This is a genomic window from Mesorhizobium sp. M0904 (genome assembly GCF_040319475.1).
Classification (GTDB): Bacteria; Pseudomonadota; Alphaproteobacteria; order Rhizobiales; family Rhizobiaceae; genus Mesorhizobium.
In genome coordinates, this window is the sequence record NZ_JAMYOC010000029.1 from 1 (window position 1) to 19,735 (window position 19,735).

17 protein-coding genes and 1 pseudogene are annotated in these 19,735 nt (G+C 64.5%); 13 read left to right on the plus strand and 5 right to left on the minus strand.

Annotation, left to right across the window (positions count from 1 at the left end):
* Positions 1 to 172: 172 nt before the first annotated feature.
* The 3 genes from NKH80_RS25765 to NKH80_RS25775 are packed head-to-tail and all read left to right on the plus strand — an operon-like array spanning position 173 to position 3,400.
* A complete protein-coding gene (locus NKH80_RS25765) occupies positions 173 to 1,138 on the plus strand; it encodes an ABC transporter permease (protein ID WP_352994391.1) in 966 nt (321 codons plus the stop codon).
* Positions 1,128 to 1,943: an ABC transporter permease gene (locus NKH80_RS25770; RefSeq protein WP_352994394.1), complete on the plus strand. Its 816-nt coding sequence runs from the start codon at positions 1,128 to 1,130 to the stop codon at positions 1,941 to 1,943. Before NKH80_RS25765 ends, NKH80_RS25770 begins: the two co-directional genes overlap by 11 nt.
* Positions 1,944 to 1,972: 29 nt before the next feature.
* A complete protein-coding gene (locus NKH80_RS25775; protein WP_352994397.1) occupies positions 1,973 to 3,400 on the plus strand; it encodes a gamma-aminobutyraldehyde dehydrogenase in 1,428 nt (475 codons plus the stop codon).
* 44 nt (positions 3,401 to 3,444) lie between these two features.
* Here NKH80_RS25775 and nhaA read toward each other — a convergent pair whose 3' ends face one another.
* The 5 genes and pseudogenes from nhaA to NKH80_RS25800 form a co-directional block, all read right to left on the minus strand.
* A complete protein-coding gene (gene nhaA, locus NKH80_RS25780) occupies positions 3,445 to 4,638 on the minus strand; it encodes a Na+/H+ antiporter NhaA (protein ID WP_352994400.1) in 1,194 nt (397 codons plus the stop codon).
* Positions 4,639 to 4,731: 93 nt separating this feature from the next.
* On the minus strand, positions 4,732 to 5,295 hold the full coding sequence (locus NKH80_RS25785) for an ActR/PrrA/RegA family redox response regulator transcription factor (RefSeq protein ID WP_023676342.1): 564 nt from the start codon (positions 5,293 to 5,295) through the stop codon (positions 4,732 to 4,734).
* A 63-nt stretch (positions 5,296 to 5,358) separates the two neighbouring features.
* Positions 5,359 to 6,684 (minus strand): ActS/PrrB/RegB family redox-sensitive histidine kinase, encoded by a 1,326-nt coding sequence (locus NKH80_RS25790; RefSeq protein WP_352506958.1) that lies wholly within the window; start codon positions 6,682 to 6,684, stop codon positions 5,359 to 5,361.
* Positions 6,685 to 6,784: 100 nt separating this feature from the next.
* Entirely contained in the window at positions 6,785 to 9,367 is a 2,583-nt protein-coding gene (gene hrpB / locus NKH80_RS25795; protein WP_352994403.1) for an ATP-dependent helicase HrpB, read from the minus strand.
* Positions 9,368 to 9,442: 75 nt separating this feature from the next.
* Positions 9,443 to 10,332: pseudogene (locus tag NKH80_RS25800) on the minus strand (DMT family transporter).
* Between the two features lie 27 nt (positions 10,333 to 10,359).
* On the opposite strand from NKH80_RS25800, the gene NKH80_RS25805 reads away from it, so the two are divergent.
* The 10 genes from NKH80_RS25805 to dhaM all read left to right on the plus strand — a co-directional run bounded on the left by NKH80_RS25805 (position 10,360) and on the right by dhaM (position 19,713).
* Complete coding sequence (locus tag NKH80_RS25805; RefSeq protein WP_352994405.1) at positions 10,360 to 11,049, plus strand: PIG-L deacetylase family protein; 690 nt, start codon at positions 10,360 to 10,362, stop codon at positions 11,047 to 11,049.
* Between the two features lie 210 nt (positions 11,050 to 11,259).
* Positions 11,260 to 12,591: an ABC transporter substrate-binding protein gene (locus NKH80_RS25810; protein WP_352994408.1), complete on the plus strand. Its 1,332-nt coding sequence runs from the start codon at positions 11,260 to 11,262 to the stop codon at positions 12,589 to 12,591.
* A gap of 127 nt (positions 12,592 to 12,718) precedes the next feature.
* A complete protein-coding gene (locus tag NKH80_RS25815; protein WP_302893612.1) occupies positions 12,719 to 13,666 on the plus strand; it encodes a carbohydrate ABC transporter permease in 948 nt (315 codons plus the stop codon).
* The gene (locus tag NKH80_RS25820) at positions 13,663 to 14,613 is read left to right on the plus strand and encodes a carbohydrate ABC transporter permease (RefSeq protein ID WP_254816115.1); all 951 of its coding nucleotides are present in this window, start codon (positions 13,663 to 13,665) and stop codon (positions 14,611 to 14,613) included. The genes NKH80_RS25815 and NKH80_RS25820 overlap by 4 nt, the downstream gene beginning before the upstream one ends.
* Positions 14,610 to 14,810, plus strand: a complete 201-nt coding sequence (locus tag NKH80_RS25825; protein ID WP_352994411.1) for a hypothetical protein — start codon at positions 14,610 to 14,612, stop codon at positions 14,808 to 14,810. The genes NKH80_RS25820 and NKH80_RS25825 overlap by 4 nt, the downstream gene beginning before the upstream one ends.
* A 3-nt stretch (positions 14,811 to 14,813) precedes the next feature.
* On the plus strand, positions 14,814 to 15,926 hold the full coding sequence (locus NKH80_RS25830; RefSeq protein WP_352878196.1) for an ABC transporter ATP-binding protein: 1,113 nt from the start codon (positions 14,814 to 14,816) through the stop codon (positions 15,924 to 15,926).
* Complete coding sequence (locus NKH80_RS25835; protein ID WP_352506964.1) at positions 15,919 to 16,932, plus strand: ABC transporter ATP-binding protein; 1,014 nt, start codon at positions 15,919 to 15,921, stop codon at positions 16,930 to 16,932. The genes NKH80_RS25830 and NKH80_RS25835 overlap by 8 nt, the downstream gene beginning before the upstream one ends.
* A 67-nt stretch (positions 16,933 to 16,999) precedes the next feature.
* A complete protein-coding gene (locus NKH80_RS25840; RefSeq protein ID WP_352994414.1) occupies positions 17,000 to 18,643 on the plus strand; it encodes a dihydroxyacetone kinase subunit DhaK in 1,644 nt (547 codons plus the stop codon).
* Positions 18,644 to 18,724: 81 nt separating this feature from the next.
* Positions 18,725 to 19,327 carry a dihydroxyacetone kinase subunit DhaL gene (gene dhaL / locus NKH80_RS25845; RefSeq protein WP_352506967.1) on the plus strand — a complete coding sequence of 201 codons (603 nt, stop codon included), beginning with the start codon at positions 18,725 to 18,727 and terminating at the stop codon, positions 19,325 to 19,327.
* Positions 19,324 to 19,713 (plus strand): dihydroxyacetone kinase phosphoryl donor subunit DhaM, encoded by a 390-nt coding sequence (gene dhaM / locus NKH80_RS25850; RefSeq protein ID WP_352506968.1) that lies wholly within the window; start codon positions 19,324 to 19,326, stop codon positions 19,711 to 19,713. The genes dhaL and dhaM overlap by 4 nt, the downstream gene beginning before the upstream one ends.
* Positions 19,714 to 19,735: the final 22 nt, after the last annotated feature.

Consider the following 19,735-nt stretch of genomic DNA (forward strand, 5'->3'; position numbering starts at 1 on the left):
CCCCATCAGCCATCGCATCAAGAAATGCGCCTGGAACGATGACTATCTCATCAATGCCATCACTCATATGCGATAGCCCTGCCCTTGCGGGGGAGATGTCCGGCAGGACAGAGGGGGGTGCGAAGGATCTCGGCCTTTCCGCCATTGATCCAATCAACACGACAGGCGCGTCATGACGATCGCCGCGCTCAACTCCAGTCCCGCCCCCGCCATACTGCCGGGCAGCGGCGGCCTGCGCGGCGCCCTCTCGGACCTCTTCTGGCGCCGACCGCAACTCCTGCTGCTCCTGATGCTGCTGCCGCCGGTGCTGTGGCTCGGCATCGTCTATATCGGCTCGCTGTTCGCGCTGCTGCTGCAGAGCTTCTTTTCGATCGACGAGTTCTCCGGTCTCATCAACCGGCAGTTTACGCTGAAGACCTATGGCGACCTGCTGCAGGCCGCCAATCTCGACATCATCCTGCGCACGGTGACGATGGCGGCGCTGGTCACGCTCGCCTCGGCGATCATCGCCTTTCCCATCGCCTATTACGCGGCGCGCTATGCGCGCGGCCGCTGGAAGGCGCTGTTCTACCTCGGCGTCATGCTGCCGCTGTGGTCGAGCTATCTGGTCAAGATCTATGCCTGGAAGCTGATCCTCGCCAAGGAAGGCATCCTGACCTGGCTGCTCGCCAAATTGCATCTTCTGTGGCTGCTCGACGCTTGGCTGTCGCTGCCGGTCGTCGGCGGCAATTCGCTGTCGGTGTCGTCCACCGGCACCTTCATCGTCTTCGTCTATGTCTGGCTGCCGTTCATGATCCTGCCGGTGCAGGCGGCGCTGGAGCGCGTGCCGGGCAATCTGGTCGAGGCTTCTTCCGATCTCGGCGCCTCGCCCGGCCAGACCTTCCGCAACGTGCTGTTCCCGCTGGCATTGCCGGGCATCGTCGCCGGCTCGATCTTCACCTTTTCGCTGACGCTCGGCGACTACATCATCCCGCAGATCATCGGCACGTCGCGGCTGTTCATCGGCCAGGCCGTCTATTCGCAGCAAGGCACCGCCGGCAATATTCCGCTCGCCGCCGCCTTCACGGTGGTGCCCATCGTCACCATGGGCTTCTACCTCTGGGGCGCCAAGCGCATGGGGGCCTTCGATGCGCTCTGACCGTGGTCAATCCGCGCCTCTCGGCCTGAAGCTGGCCGCGACCGCCGGTCTGCTTTTCCTGCATTTGCCGATCCTGCTGATCTTCGTCTATGCCTTCACCACCGAGGAAAAGAGCTTCGTCTGGCCGCCGCCGGGGCTGACCACGCAGTGGTTCGCCGTCACCTGGAACCGGCCCGACGTATGGCAGGCGCTGTCGCTGTCGGTGCGGGTCGCGGCGATCTCGACGACCATGGCGCTGGTCCTCGGCACGCTGTGCGCGGCGGCCGTGTCGCGGACACGCTTCTTCGGCCGCGAAACCATCTCGCTGCTGGTCATCCTGCCGATCGCGCTGCCCGGCATCATCACCGGCATTGCGCTGCGCTCGGCCTTCGCGCTGGCCGAGATCCCGTTCTCGTTCTGGACGATCGTGCTCGGCCACGCCACCTTCTGCGTGGTCGTCGTCTACAACAACGCGGTCGCCAGGTTTCGCCGTACCTCCGGCTCGATGATCGAAGCGTCGATGGATCTCGGCGCTGACGGTTTCCAGACATTTCGGCATGTCGTGCTGCCCAACATCGCCACCGCGCTGCTTGCCGGCGGGATGCTTGCCTTCGCTTTGTCCTTCGACGAGGTCATCGTCACCACCTTCACCGCCGGCCAGCAGCAGACCGTGCCGATCTGGATGCTGGAGGAGCTGATCCGCCCGCGTCAGCGTCCGGTCACCAATGTCGTGGCGATGGTCGTCGTGCTGGTGACGCTGCTGCCCATCCTCGCTGCCTATTACCTGACCCGCGACGGCGACCAGATCGCCGGTTCGGGCAAATGACCTCACACGTTCATAAGGGAGAGACTTCCATGGACACGCAGATGCTGATCGGCTCGAAATTCGAGAAGGGCACAGAGACCGAGGAGCCGATCCTCAATCCGAAGACCGGGGCGACCATTCTCAACCTGCCCGAAGCCAGTCAGGCGCAAATCGAGGCCGCGGTGGCGGCGGCCGAAAAGGCCTTCGTCACCTGGTCGCGCACCACGCCGGCGCAGCGCTCCGGCTACCTGCTGAAGATCGCCGACCGCATCGAGGCGGCGGCGCAGGATTTCGCCGCACTTGAGGCACTGAACTGCGGCAAACCGATCAATGCCGTGCTCAACGATGAGATCCCGGCCATCGTCGATTGCTACCGCTTCTTTGCCGGCGCGGTCCGCTCCATGCCCGGCCAGGTCGCCGGCGAATACATTCCCGGCCACACCTCGATGATTCGCCGCGACGCCATCGGCATCGTCGCGTCGATCGCGCCATGGAACTATCCGCTGATGATGATGGCGTGGAAGCTGGCGCCGGCGATTGCCGGCGGCAACACCGTCGTCTTCAAGCCGTCGGAGCAGACGCCGCTGACCGCGCTCAAGCTGGCGACCGTCCTTGCCGAGATCCTGCCGGAAGGCGTGGTCAATGTCGTGCTCGGCCGCGGCGACAGCGTCGGCAACACGCTGATCAATCATCCGAAGGTCAATATGATCTCGATCACCGGCGATGTCGCCACCGGCAAGAAGGTGCTGCAGGCTGCCGCCAAGTCGGTCAAGCGCACGCATCTCGAACTCGGCGGCAAGGCGCCGGTCATCGTCTTCGACGACGCCGATCTCGGTGCGGTGGTCAACGGCCTGCGTGCCTTCGGCTATTACAATGCCGGCCAGGACTGCACCGCCGCCTGCCGTATCTATGCCGGCAAGAAAATATACGACAAGCTCGTCGCCGACCTCTCCTCCGCCGTCTCGACCATCAAGTATGATCGCCCCGACGATACCGAGAACGAGATCGGGCCGCTGATCTCGCGTCGCCAGCGCGACCGCGTCTCGAGCTTCGTCGAGCGCGCCTCGGAGCTGAAGCACATCGAGATCACCACCGGCGGCAAGCCGGGTGAGGGCTCCGGCTTCTTCTACCAGCCGACCGTCGTCGCCGGCGCGCTGCAGGAAGACGAGATCGTGCGCCGCGAAGTGTTCGGGCCGGTCGTTTCGGTCACCCGCTTTTCCGAAGTCGACGAGGCGGTGAACTGGGCCAATGACAGCGACTACGGCCTGGCGTCATCGGTGTGGACCAAGGATGTATCGCGCGCCATGGCGACAGCCGCCCGGCTGCAATATGGCTGCACCTGGATCAACACCCATTTCATGCTGACCAACGAGATGCCGCATGGCGGATTGAAACAGTCCGGCTACGGCAAGGACATGTCGCTCTACGCGCTGGAGGACTATACCGCCGTCCGCCACGTCATGGTTGCGCACGGATAGCGCCCTCGGGGAGACGGTGGCCTCAGGCCGAAGGCGCCACGCGATTATTCTTCCGCCTCCTCCGCCCCGCTCGCGGCCGGCGCAACCAGCAGCACAGCGGCGCCGAGGATCGCTGCGATGAAAGAGCCGGCGAGAATGCCGACCTTGACCGCGTCCTGCAGAGCGACGTCGCTGGCGAAGGCGAGCAGGCCGATGAACAGGCTCATGGTGAAGCCTATGCCGCAGAGCAGCGAAATGCCGATCATGTGCAGCCAGCCGGTATTGACCGGCAGATCAGCGAAGCCACGCCGGATGGCAAGCGCGGAAGACCCGAACACGCCGACCAGTTTGCCGGCGACGAGACCCGCGGCGACGCCGAGCGTCAGCGGCTCGACCAGGGCGGCAGCGCTGAGACCGCCGAGCGAAACGCCGGCGTTGGCAAAACCGAAGATCGGGATGACGAAAAAGGGTACGATTTTGTGCAGGCCGTGTTCGAGCCGGTGCAGCGGCGAATGGTCGAGATCGTGGCCGCTGCCCGACGAGATCTTCAGCGGTATGGTGAGAGCCAGCGCGACCCCGGCGAGCGTCGCATGGACGCCCGATTTCAAAACCAAAACCCACAGCACGACACCAAGCACGATATAAGGCAGCAGCGTCAGCACCCGCATGCGGTTGAGCACCACCAGCAGCGCGATGACGGCGAAGGCGGCGCCGAGATAGGCGAGCGACAGACCGCTGGTATAGAACACCGCGATGATGAGCACGGCGCCGAGATCGTCGATGATGGCGAGCGCGGTAAGGAATATCTTCAACGAGCCCGGCACGCGGCTGCCGAGCAGCGACAGCACGCCGAGCGCAAAGGCGATATCGGTGGCGGTCGGGATCGCCCAGCCGGACAGAGCGGCTGGATTGTTGCGGTTGATGGCGACGTAGACCAGTGCTGGCACCGCCATGCCACCGGCGGCGGCGATGCCGGGCAGCACGCGGCGCGGCCAGGTCGAGAGTTGGCCGTCGAGCATCTCGCGCTTGATCTCGAGGCCAACCAGCAGGAAGAACACCGCCATCAGGCCGTCATTGATCCAGTGCGAGACGCTGAGCGGTCCGAGATAGGCATGGAGGGCGGAGAAATAAGCTTCGGCCAGCGGCGAATTGGCGACGATCAGGGCCAGGGCCGCCGCAGCCATCAGGATGAGGCCGCCGGCCGCCTCGCTGTCGAGGAATTCGCGCAGCATGGAGACCAGCCGCTTTTCGTCCTGCATGTCGCCTCCGTCGTATCAGCGGCAAGATCCGACGCACCGCCCAGCGATGATGCGCAAACGGCGCTGGCCGGGCAAGCCTGCAGTCAGAACCTTTTAGCGCGGCGCGCGCTTGGCGAGGATGCGTTGCAGCGTGCGGCGATGCATGTTCAGGCGGCGTGCGGTTTCCGAGACATTGCGGTCGCACATTTCGTAGACGCGCTGGATGTGTTCCCAGCGCACGCGATCAGCCGACATTGGATTTTCCGGCGGCGCGGCACGTTCGCCCGCCGTGCGGGTCAGGGCTGCAAAGATGTCGTCGGCATCGGCCGGCTTCGATAGATAGTCGATGGCGCCGAGCTTTACCGCCGTCACCGCAGTGGCGATGTTGCCATAGCCTGTAAGGATTATGGCGCGAGCATCGTCGCGCTTCTCGCGAATGGCAGCGACGACGTCCAGGCCGTTGCCGTCGGCCAGCCGCATGTCGACCACCGCATAGGCCGGCGGATTGGCGCGCGCCTTGGCAACCGCCTCCTCGACGCTCTCCGCCGTCTCGACCACGAAACCCCTGGTTTCCATGGCGCGGGCAAGCCGCGTCAGGAACGGCTTGTCGTCGTCCACGATCAGCAGCGAGGTGTCCTCGCCTTCGACCATTGCGCCAATCGTTTCGTCAGTACTCATCGTGCTGAAAATCCTGCTGCCTGATTTTTACGCAAATATAGTTTCGCAACGCTATTGTCCAATTTAGGCCGTGTCGAACATGGTGGCCGAAGCCTGCTCGGGATTAAGGAAGACGCTGCGCGGCCACGATATCTGCACGATAGCGCCCTCGCCGGGCTCGCTCGAATTGCGGAAATCGAGCGTCGCGCCGGAGCGTTCGAGCAAGGTCTTGGCGATGAATAGGCCGAGGCCGAGGCCGCCGCCGGCTTCGGTGCCCTGGCGGGTCGACATATAGGGTTCGCCGATACGGTCGATGATCTCCGGTGGAAAGCCCGGCCCGTCGTCGATGATCGAGAAGCTGACGGCGGCCTCGTTCCACCTCCAGCGTATGGTGACGTTCTTGCGGGCGAAGTCGACGGCGTTCTCGACCAAATTGCCGAGCCCGTAAATGACGCCGGGATTGCGCCGGCCCACCGGTTCCGGGCCGATGCGCTCCCCCGGCCGAAGCTTGATCGAAATGCCGAAATCGCGGTGCGGTGCCGTCACTTCCTCGACCAGCGAGGTCAGCGGCAGGCGCGAGAGGTGCACTTCGCTTTCGGAGGAAAGGCTGGTCAGGCGCTTCAGGATTTCGCGGCAGCGCTCGCTCTGCGAACGCAGCAGCTTCACGTCCTCGCCGTATTTCGGATCTTCGCCAAGCGCCTTCTCCATCTCCTTGGCGACAAGCGTGATGGTGGCGAGCGGCGTGCCGAGCTCGTGCGCGGCGGCCGCGGCGAGGCCGTCGAGGGCCGAGAGATGCTGTTCTCGCTGCAGCACCAATTCCGTGGCGGCAAGCGCGTTGGCAAGCAGCCGCGCCTCCTCTGCCACCCGGAAGGCATAGATCGCGGTAAAGGCGATGGAGCAGAACACCGCCATCCACATGCCGGCGACATAGATGAACGGCATCGCCAATGGCGCCCCCTCATGCCAGGGCAGCGGCAGGTGGTAGAAGACCAGCAGCGTCGCCGCCACGATCACCAGCGCACCGAGCAGAGCCGTCAATCGCAGCGGCAGCGACGTCGCCGAGACGACGACGGGCACGGTCATCAGCAGCGAAAACGGATTGGTAAGGCCGCCGGTCATGTAGAGCAGGCCGGCAAGCTGCAGGCTGTCGAAGGTCAGGATGGCAAAGGCCGAGAACGGGGTAAGCCGATGCGCCGCCGGATAGCGGAAGGTCAGCAACAGGTTCATCCAGGCCGAACAAGCGATCAGCGCAAAACACATGCTGACCGGCAGCGGAAATTTCAGCCCGTAGGCGACGACAAGCACGGTCAGGCTCTGGCCGACAATGGCAAGCCAGCGCAGCCTGATCAGCGTGTTGAGGCGCAGCCGCTGGCTTTGCTGGAAGTCGGGCGCGTGCAGAATGTTTATCATGGCGGGATTATAGAGGGGAAACCGCTGGAGGTCTTTCCGAAAACCGGGACCACTTTCCCCTGACGCGGACCTTCGGGTTGTGATCATGGTCCGGGAAGCATCAGGTACCGCGCGGCTTCGCGCGGCTGGTGGCGGCGGCGAGAAGCGGGTTCTCCGGCCAGACATGCCTGGGATAGCGGCCACGCATCTCTGCCCGCACATCGGCCCAGGAGCCGCGCCAAAAGCCGGGCAGGTCGCGCGTCGTCTGGATCGGCCGGTGCGCCGGCGACAGCAATTCGAGGGTCAGCGGCACAGTGCCGTTGGCGACCGCCGGATGCCGGTCGAGGCCGAACAGCTCCTGCACGCGCGCCGCCAGCACCGGCCATTCGCCGTCATAGCGGATCGGTAGCCGGCTGCCCGACGGCGCGTCGAAATGGGTCGGCGCCAATGTGTCGATCTTGCGCTGCAATTCGTGCGGCACCAGCGTCATCAGGCCTTGCGAAAGCACGCTAGGATCAATCGCCGTAAAGGCTGTGGCACCGGAAAGGAATGGCAGCAGCCAGTCGTCGAGGCACTCGACGAGCGCGGCATCGGAGACATCGGGCCATGGCGCGCCGAGGCCGCGATGCAGCCAGCCGAGCCGCTGCCGCAACGTCTCCGCCTCCCTGTTCCACGGCAACAGGGACAGGCCGTGTTCGCGCAAGGCGTCGAGGATGGCGCGATCCGCGTCGGCACCGGTCGGCGCCGGCAGCATGCGTTCGGACAACGTGATGGCCCCGAGGCGAACCGTTTCGCGCACCCGCACCGCGCGCCTGTCGCGGTCGAAGCTGACCTCGCGGCGCGTCTCGATCCTTTCCGCCAGCGCGGCACGGATATCGGTCTCATCGATGGCTGCCGCCGCGGTGATGCGGGCGTTCTGCGCCTTGCCCTGCAGGTCGGCGACGACGAGCCATGTCTCGCCGGCCAGCGGATCGGAGGCGTCGAGCATGGCGCCCGAGCCGTTGGCAAGCACGAAGCGGCCACGCTCGCCGCGCGCTTTGGCGACCCGATCCGGCCAGGCATGGATGAGGAGCGAGCCGGCAGTGCTGCCCTCCTCCTTTAGGGGAGGGTTGATCCGCGTAGCGGATCGGGGCGGGGTCGGTTCGGGCACGCCATCGGCGGCCCCGCCCCGTCTCCCTCGTCTCGCTGCGCTCGGCTCGTTCGCCGACCCTCCCCTCGAGGGGGAGGGTGAAGCCTGCTTTGCCAACCTCTCGGCCAGTTGCCGGGCAGCGGTGGCACGCTGCGATCTTTCGGCGTGAAAGCGCATTAGCCGCCGTTCCAGATCGGCACCCTCGCCGCCAAGGCCACGCTCGGTCAATAGCACGGCGAGCATCGCCGCCTCGAGCCCCTGTCCGGTCCTTGCCGCCTCGGCGACCATGTGGGCGAGCCGCACCGGTAGCGCCAGCCTGCGCATCGCGGCACCGGCATCCGTCAGGCGTCCTGCCGCATCGACCGCATCGAGCGCACGCAGCAGCGCCCTCGCCTCGGTGAGCGCCGCAGCCGGCGGGGGATCGAGGAAGGACAGGCTGGTCGGATCGGCGACGCCGAACGCGGCGCAATCGAGCAACAGGCCGGAAAGATCGGCCTCGAGGATTTCCGGCGGCGTGAAGGCCGGCAGTGCCGTCGTCTGCTCGGCCCGCCACAACCGAATGGCGACGCCGGGCTGCGTGCGCCCGGCACGGCCGGCGCGCTGGTCGGCGGAAGCGCGGGAAGCACGTACCGTCTCCAGCCGCGTCAGGCCGCTCGCCGGCTCATAGCGCGGCAGCCGCGACAGGCCGGAATCGATGACGACGCGCACGCCGTCGATGGTGATGGAGGTTTCGGCGATCGACGTCGCCAGCACGACCTTGCGGCGGCCGGGCGGCGCAGGCTTGATCGCCGCGTCCTGCGTCTTGTTGTCGAGCATGCCGAAGAGCGGCACGATGTCCGTGTCGGCGCCGACCTTGCCGGCCAGCCGCTCCGCGGTGCGCTCGATCTCGCGCTGGCCGGGCAGGAAAGCGAGCACGCTGCCCACCTCCCCGGCAAGCGCCGAGCGGATCGCCCTGGCCATCGCGTCCTCGATGGCGATGCCGGCCGGCCGCTCGTCATAGCGGATGTCGACCGGGAAGGCGCGGCCTGCGCTCTCGATCACCGGCGCGCCGGACAGCAATTTTGCGACACGCGCGCCATCGAGCGTCGCCGACATCACCAGCAATCTGAGGTCGGGCCTCAGCGCACTTTGCACGTCGAGCGCCAGCGCCAGCCCGAAATCGCCGTCGAGCGAGCGCTCGTGGAACTCGTCGAACAACACCGCCGCGACACCGGGCAGTTCGGGATCGTCGAGGATCATGCGGGACAGCACGCCTTCGGTGACGACGAGAATCCTGGTCTTCGCGGACGTGCGGTTTTCCATGCGCATGGCATAGCCGACGGTTTCGCCGGGCTCTTGGCCAAGCAATTCGGCCATGCGGCGGGCAGCAGCGCGGGCGGCGAGGCGGCGAGGCTCGAGCAGAACGATTTTTCCGGCGCCGAGCCATTCAGCGTCGAGCAGCGCCAGTGGAACCAAAGTCGTCTTGCCGGCGCCGGGCGGCGCCACCAGCACGGCGCTGTTACCATGGCTCAGCGCTTCATCGAGCGCCGGCAAGACAGCGGAGACCGGCAGGTCCGGCAAGGGTTTTGTGGTCATTGTGCTATGCTGTGCAGCCAGTTGGCGCCGATCGCATATCAGCGGTGGCGGTCGCGGCGCAACCTCGGCGCCGATTCAAAGCCTGGTCCGCGAAAACGGGTTCCAGCGCACCGTGCCGAGCCGCACCTCCTCGCGCACCATTGTCAGCAGGCCGGAACCGCCGACCACGGCGAGCCCGACCAGCGACAGAAAATCGGGATATTCCCTGAAGAACAGCGCGCCCAGAAGCACCGCCCAGACGATCTGCGAGTAATGCGTAGGAGCGATGCTGTTGGCCGGTGCGTATTTGACCGCCAGCAGATGCAGCAGCTGGCCGCCGGCGGTGAAGGCGCCGGCCAGCACAAGCCACGCCCATTGCCTGCCATCCGGCAGCGAGAACGAGGTGGCCGCCGCACCGACGCCGTTGAAGAGCAGGCCGTAGCCGATCAGCACGCCGAGCATCGTCGTGCGTTTTTCCTGAGCGGCGAGCGAACGCATCAGGATGACATTGGTGGCGGCCAGGAAAGCGATGATGAACGCCGCCAGATGACCAAGATGCAACTCGCGAAAACCAGGCCTGACGACCAGCATGACCCCGGCAAAGCCAGCGACGACCGCAAGCCACCGCCATGGGCCGACCTTCTCCTTGAGGACCAGCGTGGCCAGGATGGTGACGAACAGCGGCGCCAGGAAGATCAGCGCATAGACTTCCGCCAGCGGGATGGTGGTGAAGGCATAGACGCTGAGCACACCCGACGCGATGCCGGCCCAGGCGCGGGCCTGTACCGCCCGGGCCGGGTCGTGCGCCAGAAATCGCGCCAGCGCTCGCCTGGCGGCCTGGCGAAAAGCAGGAAACAGCCGGCAAACAATGTCGAGAAGAAGCCGATCTCGAAGACATTGAACTGCCCGCCCAGGCTTTTGACAACGGCGTCGCTGCACGAATAGCTTGCATAGGCGATGAGAGCGAGCAGAATTCCGTTGGGCACGTTTTTCCGTTTCTGGGAGAGATGAGAGTGAAGATATTGGCGCTTGGCGCGCATCCGGACGACATCGAGATCTTCATGTTCGGTACGATGGCGGCCTATGCCGCGCAAGGCGCAGAACTCTTTTTTGCCATAGCCACGGATGGCACCAGGGGCGGCTATGGCGATCCGGCCGCGCTTGCCCGCACGCGCCGCAAGGAGGCGACCGCGGCGGCCGGTCTGCTTGGCGTGACGCCGCGCTTCCTCGACTTTCCCGATGGCGCACTGGTGGCGGACGCCGCCCTGATCGGAGCGCTGAAAGCGCTGATCGGCGAGATAGGGCCGGATCTGGCGATCACCCATGCGCCGAACGACTATCATGGCGACCACCGCGCGCTGTCGGATGGCATGCGCATCGCCGCATCATTCTCGGTGCCCGTGCTGCATGCCGACACGTTCGGCGGCACCGGGTTTTCGCCAACGCACTTCGTCGATACCTCCGGGCATTTCGATCTCAAGGCGGAGGCGATCCGGGCGCACCAGTCGCAGGATCCCGAGCGTTTCGTCGACGCGGCGCGCACGCAGAACGCCTTTCGCGCCGGCCAGTGCAACGGCCCAGCCGGATCATTCGCCGAGGCCTTCCGCTTCGAGCCGGTCTTCCCCTTCGCCGATGTCCGCGCGCTGCTGCCGCCGGCCCCAGTGATCCGACCGGTGACGGTCAGCAACAAGACGGTGACCTAGGCAGGCCGCCGCAACTTCTCACGTTGGTTCCTATCCAGCATGCTGCGGTGCAGCAACGAATTCGCTTGCGTTGTTTAGTAAAAATTGCATCACTAAACAAATTACTAAACATCTGGGCGTTGCCGCCATTGTGTTTAGGCCCCGGAGGAGAGGGGTTTAGCGGGCTCTTGAAACCGTCATCCGGACGCGTTTCGCAAATGGGAGGAAGGCATGAAATCGACCTTTAAATTGGCGTTGGGACTGGCCTCGGCACTCCTTGCGTCGACAGCCGTTTCGAACGTCGCGCAGGCAGAAGATCTGACGCTTTGCTGGGCAGCCTGGGACCCGGCCAACGCGCTTGTGGAATTATCCAAGGACTTCACCAAGGAAACCGGCATCGGCATGAAATTCGAGTTCGTGCCGTGGACCAACTATGCCGACCGCTTTCTCAATGAGCTGAATTCGCACGGCAAGCTGTGCGACTTGATCATCGGCGACAGCCAGTGGATCGGCGGCGCCGCCGAGAACGGCCATTACGTCAAGCTGAACGACTTCTTCGACAAGGAGAAGATCAGCATGGATGATTTCGTGCCGGCGACCGTCGTTGGCTATTCGGAATGGCCGAAGAACTCGCCGAATTACTGGGCGCTGCCGGCCATGGGCGACGTCGTCGGCTGGACTTACCGCAAGGACTGGTTCTCCAAGCCGGAGCTGCAGAAGGAATTCAAGGAAAAGTACGGCTGGGATCTCGGCCCGCCGACGACCTTCGACCAGCTGAAGCAGATCGCCGAATTCTTCCAGAAGCGCGAGATCGACGGCAAGACCGTCTATGGCGCGTCGATCTACACCGAGCGCGGCTCGGAAGGCATCACCATGGGCGCCATGGACGTACTCTACAGCTTCGGCTTCCAGTACGAAAACCCGAAAAAGCCCTACGAGATGGAAGGCTTCGTCAACTCCGATAAATCGGTGAAGGGCCTGGAGTTCTACAAGGCGCTCTATGACTGCTGCACGCCTCCCGGCGCCTCGAACAGCTACATGGGCGAAGGCGTCGATGCCTTCAAATCCGGCCAGGTGGCGATGCACATGAACTTCGCATTCACATGGCCAGGCCTGCAGAAGGACGAGAATGTCGGCGGCGACAAGATAGGTTATTTCGTCAATCCCAAAGGTCCGGACGGCGACCAGTTCGCCCAGCTCGGCGGCCAGGGCATCTCGGTGGTCTCCTATTCCGACAAGCAGGAAGCCGCCCTCAAATACATCAAATGGTTCGCCAGCAAGGACGTGCAGTCCAAATGGTGGTCGCTCGGCGGCTATTCCTGCCTCAACGCGGTCGTCAAGGACCCGGCCTTCCCGGCCAGCCAGCCCTACGCGCAGACCTTCCTCGACTCGATGGCCATCGTGAAGGACTTCTGGGCCGAGCCGAGCTATGCCCCACTCTTGCAGGCATCGCAGAAGCGCTTCCACGACTATGTCGTTGCCGGGCAAGGCTCGGCCAAAGATGCCCTCGACGGCCTCGTCAAGGACTGGACCGAGGTCTTCCAGGACGATGGCAAGATGTAACCGGGGCAAGATGTAACCGGCTCCTCCCGAGCCCATACCGAACCGTCCCGTGCCGCCCTTGGCACGGGACACAGTTCAGATAAATTCCATTGTCGAGACGATCCAAGTGACCGAAGCAGGACTGACCATGCTCAATCGGACTGCGGACAGCGTTGCCCGGGCTACGCCCGAGCCGTTGGCCCGCAAGGTCCGGGGCATCAGCGACAAGGGCCTCGCCTGGCTGTTCATCTCGCCGACGATCCTGTTGCTTTTAGCCATCAACATCTTCCCGCTGTTCTGGGCGATCTATCTGTCCTTCACCAATTTTCGCGCCAATCGTCCCAATGAGGTGGTGAAGAACCTTGGGCTCGCGAACTACAAACGCATTCTCGCCGACCAGGACATCTGGATCGCCATGCAGACGACGGCGCATTTCGTGTTCTGGACCATCCTGCTGCAGACGCTGATCGGCTTTACGCTGGCCTGGCTGATCGACCGCAAGTTCCGCGGGCACGCCTTCTGGACGACCATCATCCTGGTGCCGATGATGCTGTCGCCGGCGGTGGTCGGCAATTTCTGGCGCTTTCTCTACGAGCCGCAGATCGGGCTGTTCGCCTACGCCGTCTCGTTCGTCACCGGCATTCCGGCAACGCAGATCAGCATGCTCTCCAACGTGTCGCTGGCGCCATGGTCGATCATCATCGTCGACACCTGGATGTGGACGCCTTACGTGATGCTGATCTGCCTCGCCGGCCTGCGCTCGATCCCCGAATACATCTACGAAGCGGCCGAGGTCGACCGCGCCTCCAACTGGCGGCAGTTCTGGTCGATCACGCTGCCGATGGCGCTGCCCTTCATCATGCTGGCGGTGCTGTTCCGCGGCATCGAGAACTTCAAGATGTTCGACATGGTCAATTTGCTCACTGGCGGCGGGCCAGGATCGACCACCGAAGTGGCCTCGATCACGCTGAAGCGGCAGGCCTTCGAAAGCTGGCGGACGGGCTATTCCTCGGCCTTCGCCATCATCCTGTTCGTCGCGGTGTTCGGCCTGGCCAACATCTACGTCAAGGCACTGAACAAGGTGAAGCAGAGATGAGCCTGACGTCAGCCCATTCCGTTGTCGCACCCTCGGCCACGTCGAAGCGCGTCGCCGGCACGATCATCGTTGCCTACGCGCTGATCTCGATCGTGCCGCTGCTGTGGATCTTCGCCACCAGCTTCAAGACGCCGCCGGATTCGATCGCCTATCCGCCGAAGATCCTGTTCCAGCCGAGCCTCGAGGGCTACTGCAACTTGTTCTCGACCCGGACTCGGCAAACCCCGGAATACATTAACTCCTTGGGACCGGCGACCGGGGTCTGCGACGAGACGGTGCGCAAGCGCAACATGGTGATCGCCGGCCCGTCGAACTTCATGCCGCGCTTCGTCAACTCGCTGATCATCGCCTTCGGCTCGACGTTTTGCGCGGTGTTCCTCGGCACGCTGTCGGCCTATGGTTTTTCGCGCTTCAAGGTGCCGCTCGCCGACGACCTTCTGTTCTTCATCCTGTCGACGCGGATGATGCCGCCGATCGCCGTCGCCATCCCGATCTACCTGATGTATCGGGAGCTCGGCCTGTCGGACACCGCGCTCGGCATGATCCTACTCTATACGGCGGTCAACGTGTCGCTGGCAGTCTGGCTGCTGAAAGGCTTCATCGACGAGATCCCGCGCGAATATGAAGAGGCGGCGATGATCGACGGCTACACGCGGCTGCAGGCTTTCTGGCGCACCGTGCTGCCGCAGGCGACCACGGGCATTGCTGCGACCGCCATCTTCTGTCTGATCTTTGCCTGGAACGAATACGCCTTCGCTGCGCTGCTGACCTCGGGCACGGCGCAGACCGCGCCGCCCTTCATCCCGACCATCATCGGCGAAGGCGGCCAGGACTGGCCGGCGGTCGCGGCCGGCACGACGATCTTCCTGGTGCCGATCCTGGTCTTCACCATCCTGCTTCGCAAGCAACTGCTGCGCGGCATCACCTTTGGCGCGGTGCGTAAATGAGCCTGACCATAAAACGCAAATCGCGCTGGCCCGTCTGGGCCAGGCGCGGGCTGATGGAAAACGTCGCCACGGCGATCATCGCCATCGGCTTCCTGATGCTGTTCCAGCCCTTCGCGCTGGCGCTCTACACCTATTCGTTCGTCACCATGCTGGCCGGCACGGCGATGTTCATCATCGTCTCGAAATTTCCGGAGTAGACGATGGCCGAGATCAGGGTCGAACATCTGAGAAAGGCATTCGGCGATTTCGTCGCCGTGCAGGATTCCAACTTCGTCGTCGAGGACGGCGAATTCTTCGTCATGCTGGGGCCGTCGGGTTGCGGCAAGACGACGACGCTTCGTATGATCGCCGGGCTCGAACTGCCGACCGGCGGCAAGATCCTGCTTGGCGGCGAGGACGTCACCATGCGGCGTGCCCGCGAGCGCGACATCGCCTTTGTGTTCCAGCTGTTCGCGCTCTATCCGCACATGAATGTGAGAAAGAACATCGGCTTTCCACTGCTGGCGCAAGGCATGCCAGGCGCTGAAATTCGGGCCAGGGTGGAAGAGACGGCGAAGCTGTTGCGGATCGACCATCTGCTCAACAAGTCGGTCTCCGGGCTAGCCGGCGGCGATCGCCAGCGCGTGGCGCTCGGCCGCGCCATCGTGCGGCGGCCAAAATGTTTCCTGATGGACGAGCCGCTCGGCACGCTCGACACCGAATTCCGCGACCTGATGGTCCATGAGCTGCGCGAATTGCACAACCGCATCCACGCCACCACCGTCTATGTCACGCATGACCAGATGGAAGCGATGTCGATGGCCGACAAGATCGCGGTGATGAACCACGGCGTGATCGAACAGTTCGGCACCCCGCGCGCGATCTATGATCGGCCGGCGACGATGTTCGTCGCCGACTTCATCGGCTCGCCGCCGATGAATTTCCTCGGCTTCGGCGGCGGCCTTTCAAAGGGCGCCAGGGAAGTTGTTGTGCAGGGCGCGAGGGTGGCCGTGCCGGAGGTGCGCGAGGATGTCGCGCCGGCCGAGATGGCGCTTGGCATCCGACCGGAGCACATCCGGTTCGACGACGCTTCGAAGCTGCGCGGAGCTATTTACGGCACGGAATATCTCGGCACCACCCAGATCGTGGCGGTGGAGACGGCAGACGGCATCATCAAGGCCAGGGTGCCGGCCGAAATCCGGCTCAATCCGGGCGATCATGTGGGCCTGGCGCTGAACAGCGCGCGGCTGTCGCTGTTCGCAAAGGGATCCGGCCGTGCGGTGCGCACCGAAATCCATGACTCGGCCTCCCAGGGGAGAGCGCATCATGGCTGACGTTCACATCAAAGGCGTGACAAAGGCTTTTGGCGAGCATGTCGCCGTCGACAATCTCGATTTGCATATCGCCGACGGGGAATTCGTCGTGCTGCTCGGGCCGACCGGCGCCGGCAAGACGACAACGCTCAGGCTGATCGCCGGGCTGGAGCGTCCGGAAGCGGGCTCGATCCATATTGCCGGCCACGACACGACGACGCTGTCGCCGGCCGAGCGCGACACCGCTTTCGTGTTCCAGCAATATTCGCTCTATCCGCATCTGTCGGTTTACGACAACCTCGCCTTTCCGCTGCGCTCGCCGGCGAGGAAAATGCCGGAGGATCAGATTCGCCGCCGCGTCGAGGACGTGGCCAAGATGGTGCGCATCCACCACAAGCTGAATAATCGCTCGACCAAACTCTCGGGCGGCGAGATGCAGCGCGTCGCTATCGGCCGCGCTTTGGTGCGCAAGCCGTCGATCTACCTGATGGACGAGCCGCTGTCGTCGCTCGACGCCAAGCTGCGCGCCGATCTCAGGCTCGAGCTGAAGCGCATACAGGCCGAACTCGGCGCCACCATGCTCTACGTCACCCATGACCAGATCGAGGCGATGACCATGGCCGACCGCATCGGCATCCTCGCCGACGGTGTGCTGGTGCAGATCGGTTCGCCGCGCACGATCTATTCTGAGCCGGCAAACCTTCACGTCGCGGCCAGGCTCGGCCAACCGGCAATCAATTTGTTGCCGGTCGGACTGCTGCCGGATGGCGGAGCGCCGGCGGGGACCAGGACAATCGGTGCGCGTACCGAACATCTTTCGATCGCGAAGGCGGCGAACGGCCATGCCGACGGCGTCGTCGATTGGGTCGAGCATCTCGGCGACCAGAACCATCTGCATGTGACGGTGGGGACCAGGAAGCTGGTGACGCTGACCGACCCCGACACCGACCTGGCGCAGGGCGACAGGATCATGATCCGCTATCGCTCGCCGCTGTATTTCGGCGCCGATGGGCGACGGCTGCTGTGAGCGCTGCGCGAGTGTTTTCCTGGCACCTTTCAACCGGCAATTTCGGGCACCGGAGTGGACCAATTCGATGAAGCATTTTTTCAATCGCAGGGATACGATCGTAACTGAGGCCCTGGACGGCTTTCTCGGCACGACCGGCACCGGCGATCTCGCCCGCCTCGACGGCTATCCCGAAATCAAGGTCGTCCTCCGTGCAGACTGGGACAAGAGCAAGGTCAGCATCATCTCCGGCGGCGGGGCCGGGCACGAACCCGCGCATGCCGGCTTCGTCGGCATGGGCATGCTCACGGCGGCGGTATCAGGCGAGATCTTTGCTTCGCCGAGCGTGGAAGCAGTATTGACGGCCATCCGCGCGGTGACCGGTCCCGCCGGGTGCCTGCTGATCGTCAAGAACTATACCGGCGATCGCCTCAACTTCGGCTTGGCCGCCGAGAAGGCGCGCGCCGAAGGCTTCCGCGTCGAGATGGTGATCGTCGCCGACGACATCGCCCTGCCTGATATTGCCCAGCCGCGCGGCGTTGCCGGCACCTTGTTCGTGCACAAGATCGCCGGCCACATGTCGGAAGCCGGCAACGATCTGTCGACGGTTGCCGCTGCTGCGCGGGCCGCGGCGGCGGATATCGTTTCCCTCGGCATATCGCTGTCATCCTGCTCGATCCCCGGTCAGAGCCATGACGAAAGATTTGGCGCCGACGACGCTGAACTCGGCCTCGGCATCCATGGCGAACCGGGCGTTGAGCGGATTGCGGTGCAAAGTGCCGAAAGGCTGGTTGCGATCATGTCGGAGCGCCTTGCCGCGCGGCTCGATCCCGCCAGCGACTACGCCCTGCTGATCAACAATCTCGGTTCGGTGCCACCGCTGGAAATGTTGCTTGTCGCCAATGCGGTGTTGACATCACCGCTGGCACGAAAGGTGACGCTGACGATCGGACCCGGGCAGCTTATGACCGCGCTCAACATGAACGGCTTTTCCTTGTCGCTGATCCGGCTCGATGCGCCGCGCGAAGCGGCGTTGAGGGCGCCGGTAGGCCCTCACGCCTGGCTGCCGGCAAGAGCCGTTCGCCAAGCCAGCGTCGTGCCGATGGCGAAAGCCGCCGGCCGGGGCAACGCGTCGAAAGCCAGCCCGGACGCACGCACCGAGCGGCTGGTGGTCGCCATCTGCGACCGGTTGATCTCGCTTGAAGGCGCGTTGAACGGACTGGACGCCAAGGCGGGAGACGGCGACACCGGATCGACTGTGGCGGCCGGTGCGCGCAGCGTGCTTAGCCGCCTTGCGGCGCTGCCGCTCGCCGACCCTGCCGCCACGCTGGCCGCCGTGGGCGACATCCTGAGTGCCAGCATGGGCGGCTCCAGCGGCGTGCTGCTGTCGATCTTCTTCACCGCCGCCGCGCAGGCGCTGGAGTCTGGCGAAACGCTTCCCAAGGCGCTTCTCGCCGGCCTCGATCGGATGTCCTTCTATGGTGGAGCGAGGATGGGCGATCGCACGATGATCGATGCCTTGGAACCCGCCTTGAAGGCGCTGGATAGCGGCAGTCTGGAGGACGCGGCGGTCGCGGCGCGACGCGGCGCCGAGGCCACCGCTGCCATGCGCAAGGCCAAGGCCGGGCGGTCCGCCTATATTGGCAGCCAGCTCGACGGCGTGGTCGACCCCGGCGCCTTTGCCGTCGCCGAGGTCTTCACGGCCCTCGCTGCGTTGCTCGAACCCGCTTGACTGGGGAAAAGAATGCTTCAATTGCCGGATATGCAATTTTCTCGTACTGCCGGCAGCGTAGGGGCCAGGAGCATGGGTGACATGGCGGCAGCGGATATTTCCAGGCTGATCGAGGCGGCGGCAAACACCATCGCCGCCCATGCCGAAGAGCTGACCAGGCTCGACCAGGCCATCGGCGACGGCGACCATGGGCTCAACATGAAACGCGGCTTCGAGGCCGTGCGGGCCGAGGCCGGCGTGTTTGCGGCAAAGCCGTTGCCCGAGGCGCTGAAGGCGATCGGCACCAAACTGGTGATGACCGTCGGCGGAGCCTCCGGTCCCTTGTTCGGCACGCTGTTCATGGTGCTCGGCAAGGAGATTCCCGCGGCGCCGGATCGCGCCGATCTGGCGGCGGCCTTCGGCAAGGCGATTGAAGCAGTGGCCGCCAGAGGCAAGTCGCAGGCCGGGCAAAAAACCATGCTCGACGTGCTGCAGCCGGTGCACGAGGCCCTGCTGCAGGGAAAGGCGGCAGCGGACATCGCCGAGATCGCCGACAACGCAGCCGACGCGACTGTGCCGATGAAGGCGCTGCGTGGGCGCGCCTCCTTCCTTGGCGACCGTTCGATCGGTCATATGGATGCCGGCGCACGCTCGACCGCGCTTCTGGTGCGGGCCGTAGCCGAAGCAATCGAGAGGCGCGCATGAGCAATGTCGGCATCGTCATCGTCTCGCATTCGCCGCTGGTCGCCGAAGGCACCGCCGACATGGTGCGGCAGATGGTCGGCAACGAAGTGCCGCTTGCATGGTGCGGCGGAAACGGCCATGGCGGGCTGGGAACCAATGTCGAGGCGATCATAGGTGCCATCGACAAGGCCTGGTCGGAGGCGGGTGTCGCGATCCTCGTTGATCTCGGAGGTGCCGAGACCAATAGCGAGATGGCGATCGAGATGATCGGCGAACCACGCGCCCAGAAGATCGTCGTCTGCAATGCGCCGATCGTCGAAGGCGCGGTGATGGCGGCGACCGAGGCTTCCGGCGGCGCCTCGCTCAGGGAAGTGGTGGCGACGGCGCACGAATTGTCGCCGTCGTGAACGAACGGGAATTTTGACAAGC

Bases quoted from the DNA above. Each gene is read 5' to 3' on its own strand.
- NKH80_RS25770 (WP_352994394.1), top strand. From the start codon at position 1,128: ATGCGCTCTGACCGTGGTCAATCCGCGCCTCTCGGCCTGAAGCTGGCC.
- NKH80_RS25825 (WP_352994411.1), top strand. From the start codon at position 14,610: ATGAGCCTGACCATAAAACGCAAATCGCGCTGGCCCGTCTGGGCCAGG.
- NKH80_RS25765 (WP_352994391.1), top strand. From the start codon at position 173: ATGACGATCGCCGCGCTCAACTCCAGTCCCGCCCCCGCCATACTGCCG.
- NKH80_RS25810 (WP_352994408.1), top strand. From the start codon at position 11,260: ATGAAATCGACCTTTAAATTGGCGTTGGGACTGGCCTCGGCACTCCTT.
- nhaA (WP_352994400.1), bottom strand. From the start codon at position 4,638: ATGCAGGACGAAAAGCGGCTGGTCTCCATGCTGCGCGAATTCCTCGAC.
- NKH80_RS25815 (WP_302893612.1), top strand. From the start codon at position 12,719: ATGCTCAATCGGACTGCGGACAGCGTTGCCCGGGCTACGCCCGAGCCG.
- dhaL (WP_352506967.1), top strand. From the start codon at position 18,725: ATGGCGGCAGCGGATATTTCCAGGCTGATCGAGGCGGCGGCAAACACC.
- NKH80_RS25785 (WP_023676342.1), bottom strand. From the start codon at position 5,295: ATGAGTACTGACGAAACGATTGGCGCAATGGTCGAAGGCGAGGACACC.
- NKH80_RS25835 (WP_352506964.1), top strand. From the start codon at position 15,919: ATGGCTGACGTTCACATCAAAGGCGTGACAAAGGCTTTTGGCGAGCAT.
- hrpB (WP_352994403.1), bottom strand. From the start codon at position 9,367: ATGACCACAAAACCCTTGCCGGACCTGCCGGTCTCCGCTGTCTTGCCG.
- NKH80_RS25775 (WP_352994397.1), top strand. From the start codon at position 1,973: ATGGACACGCAGATGCTGATCGGCTCGAAATTCGAGAAGGGCACAGAG.
- NKH80_RS25840 (WP_352994414.1), top strand. From the start codon at position 17,000: ATGAAGCATTTTTTCAATCGCAGGGATACGATCGTAACTGAGGCCCTG.
- NKH80_RS25830 (WP_352878196.1), top strand. From the start codon at position 14,814: ATGGCCGAGATCAGGGTCGAACATCTGAGAAAGGCATTCGGCGATTTC.
- NKH80_RS25790 (WP_352506958.1), bottom strand. From the start codon at position 6,684: ATGATAAACATTCTGCACGCGCCCGACTTCCAGCAAAGCCAGCGGCTG.
- dhaM (WP_352506968.1), top strand. From the start codon at position 19,324: ATGAGCAATGTCGGCATCGTCATCGTCTCGCATTCGCCGCTGGTCGCC.
- NKH80_RS25820 (WP_254816115.1), top strand. From the start codon at position 13,663: ATGAGCCTGACGTCAGCCCATTCCGTTGTCGCACCCTCGGCCACGTCG.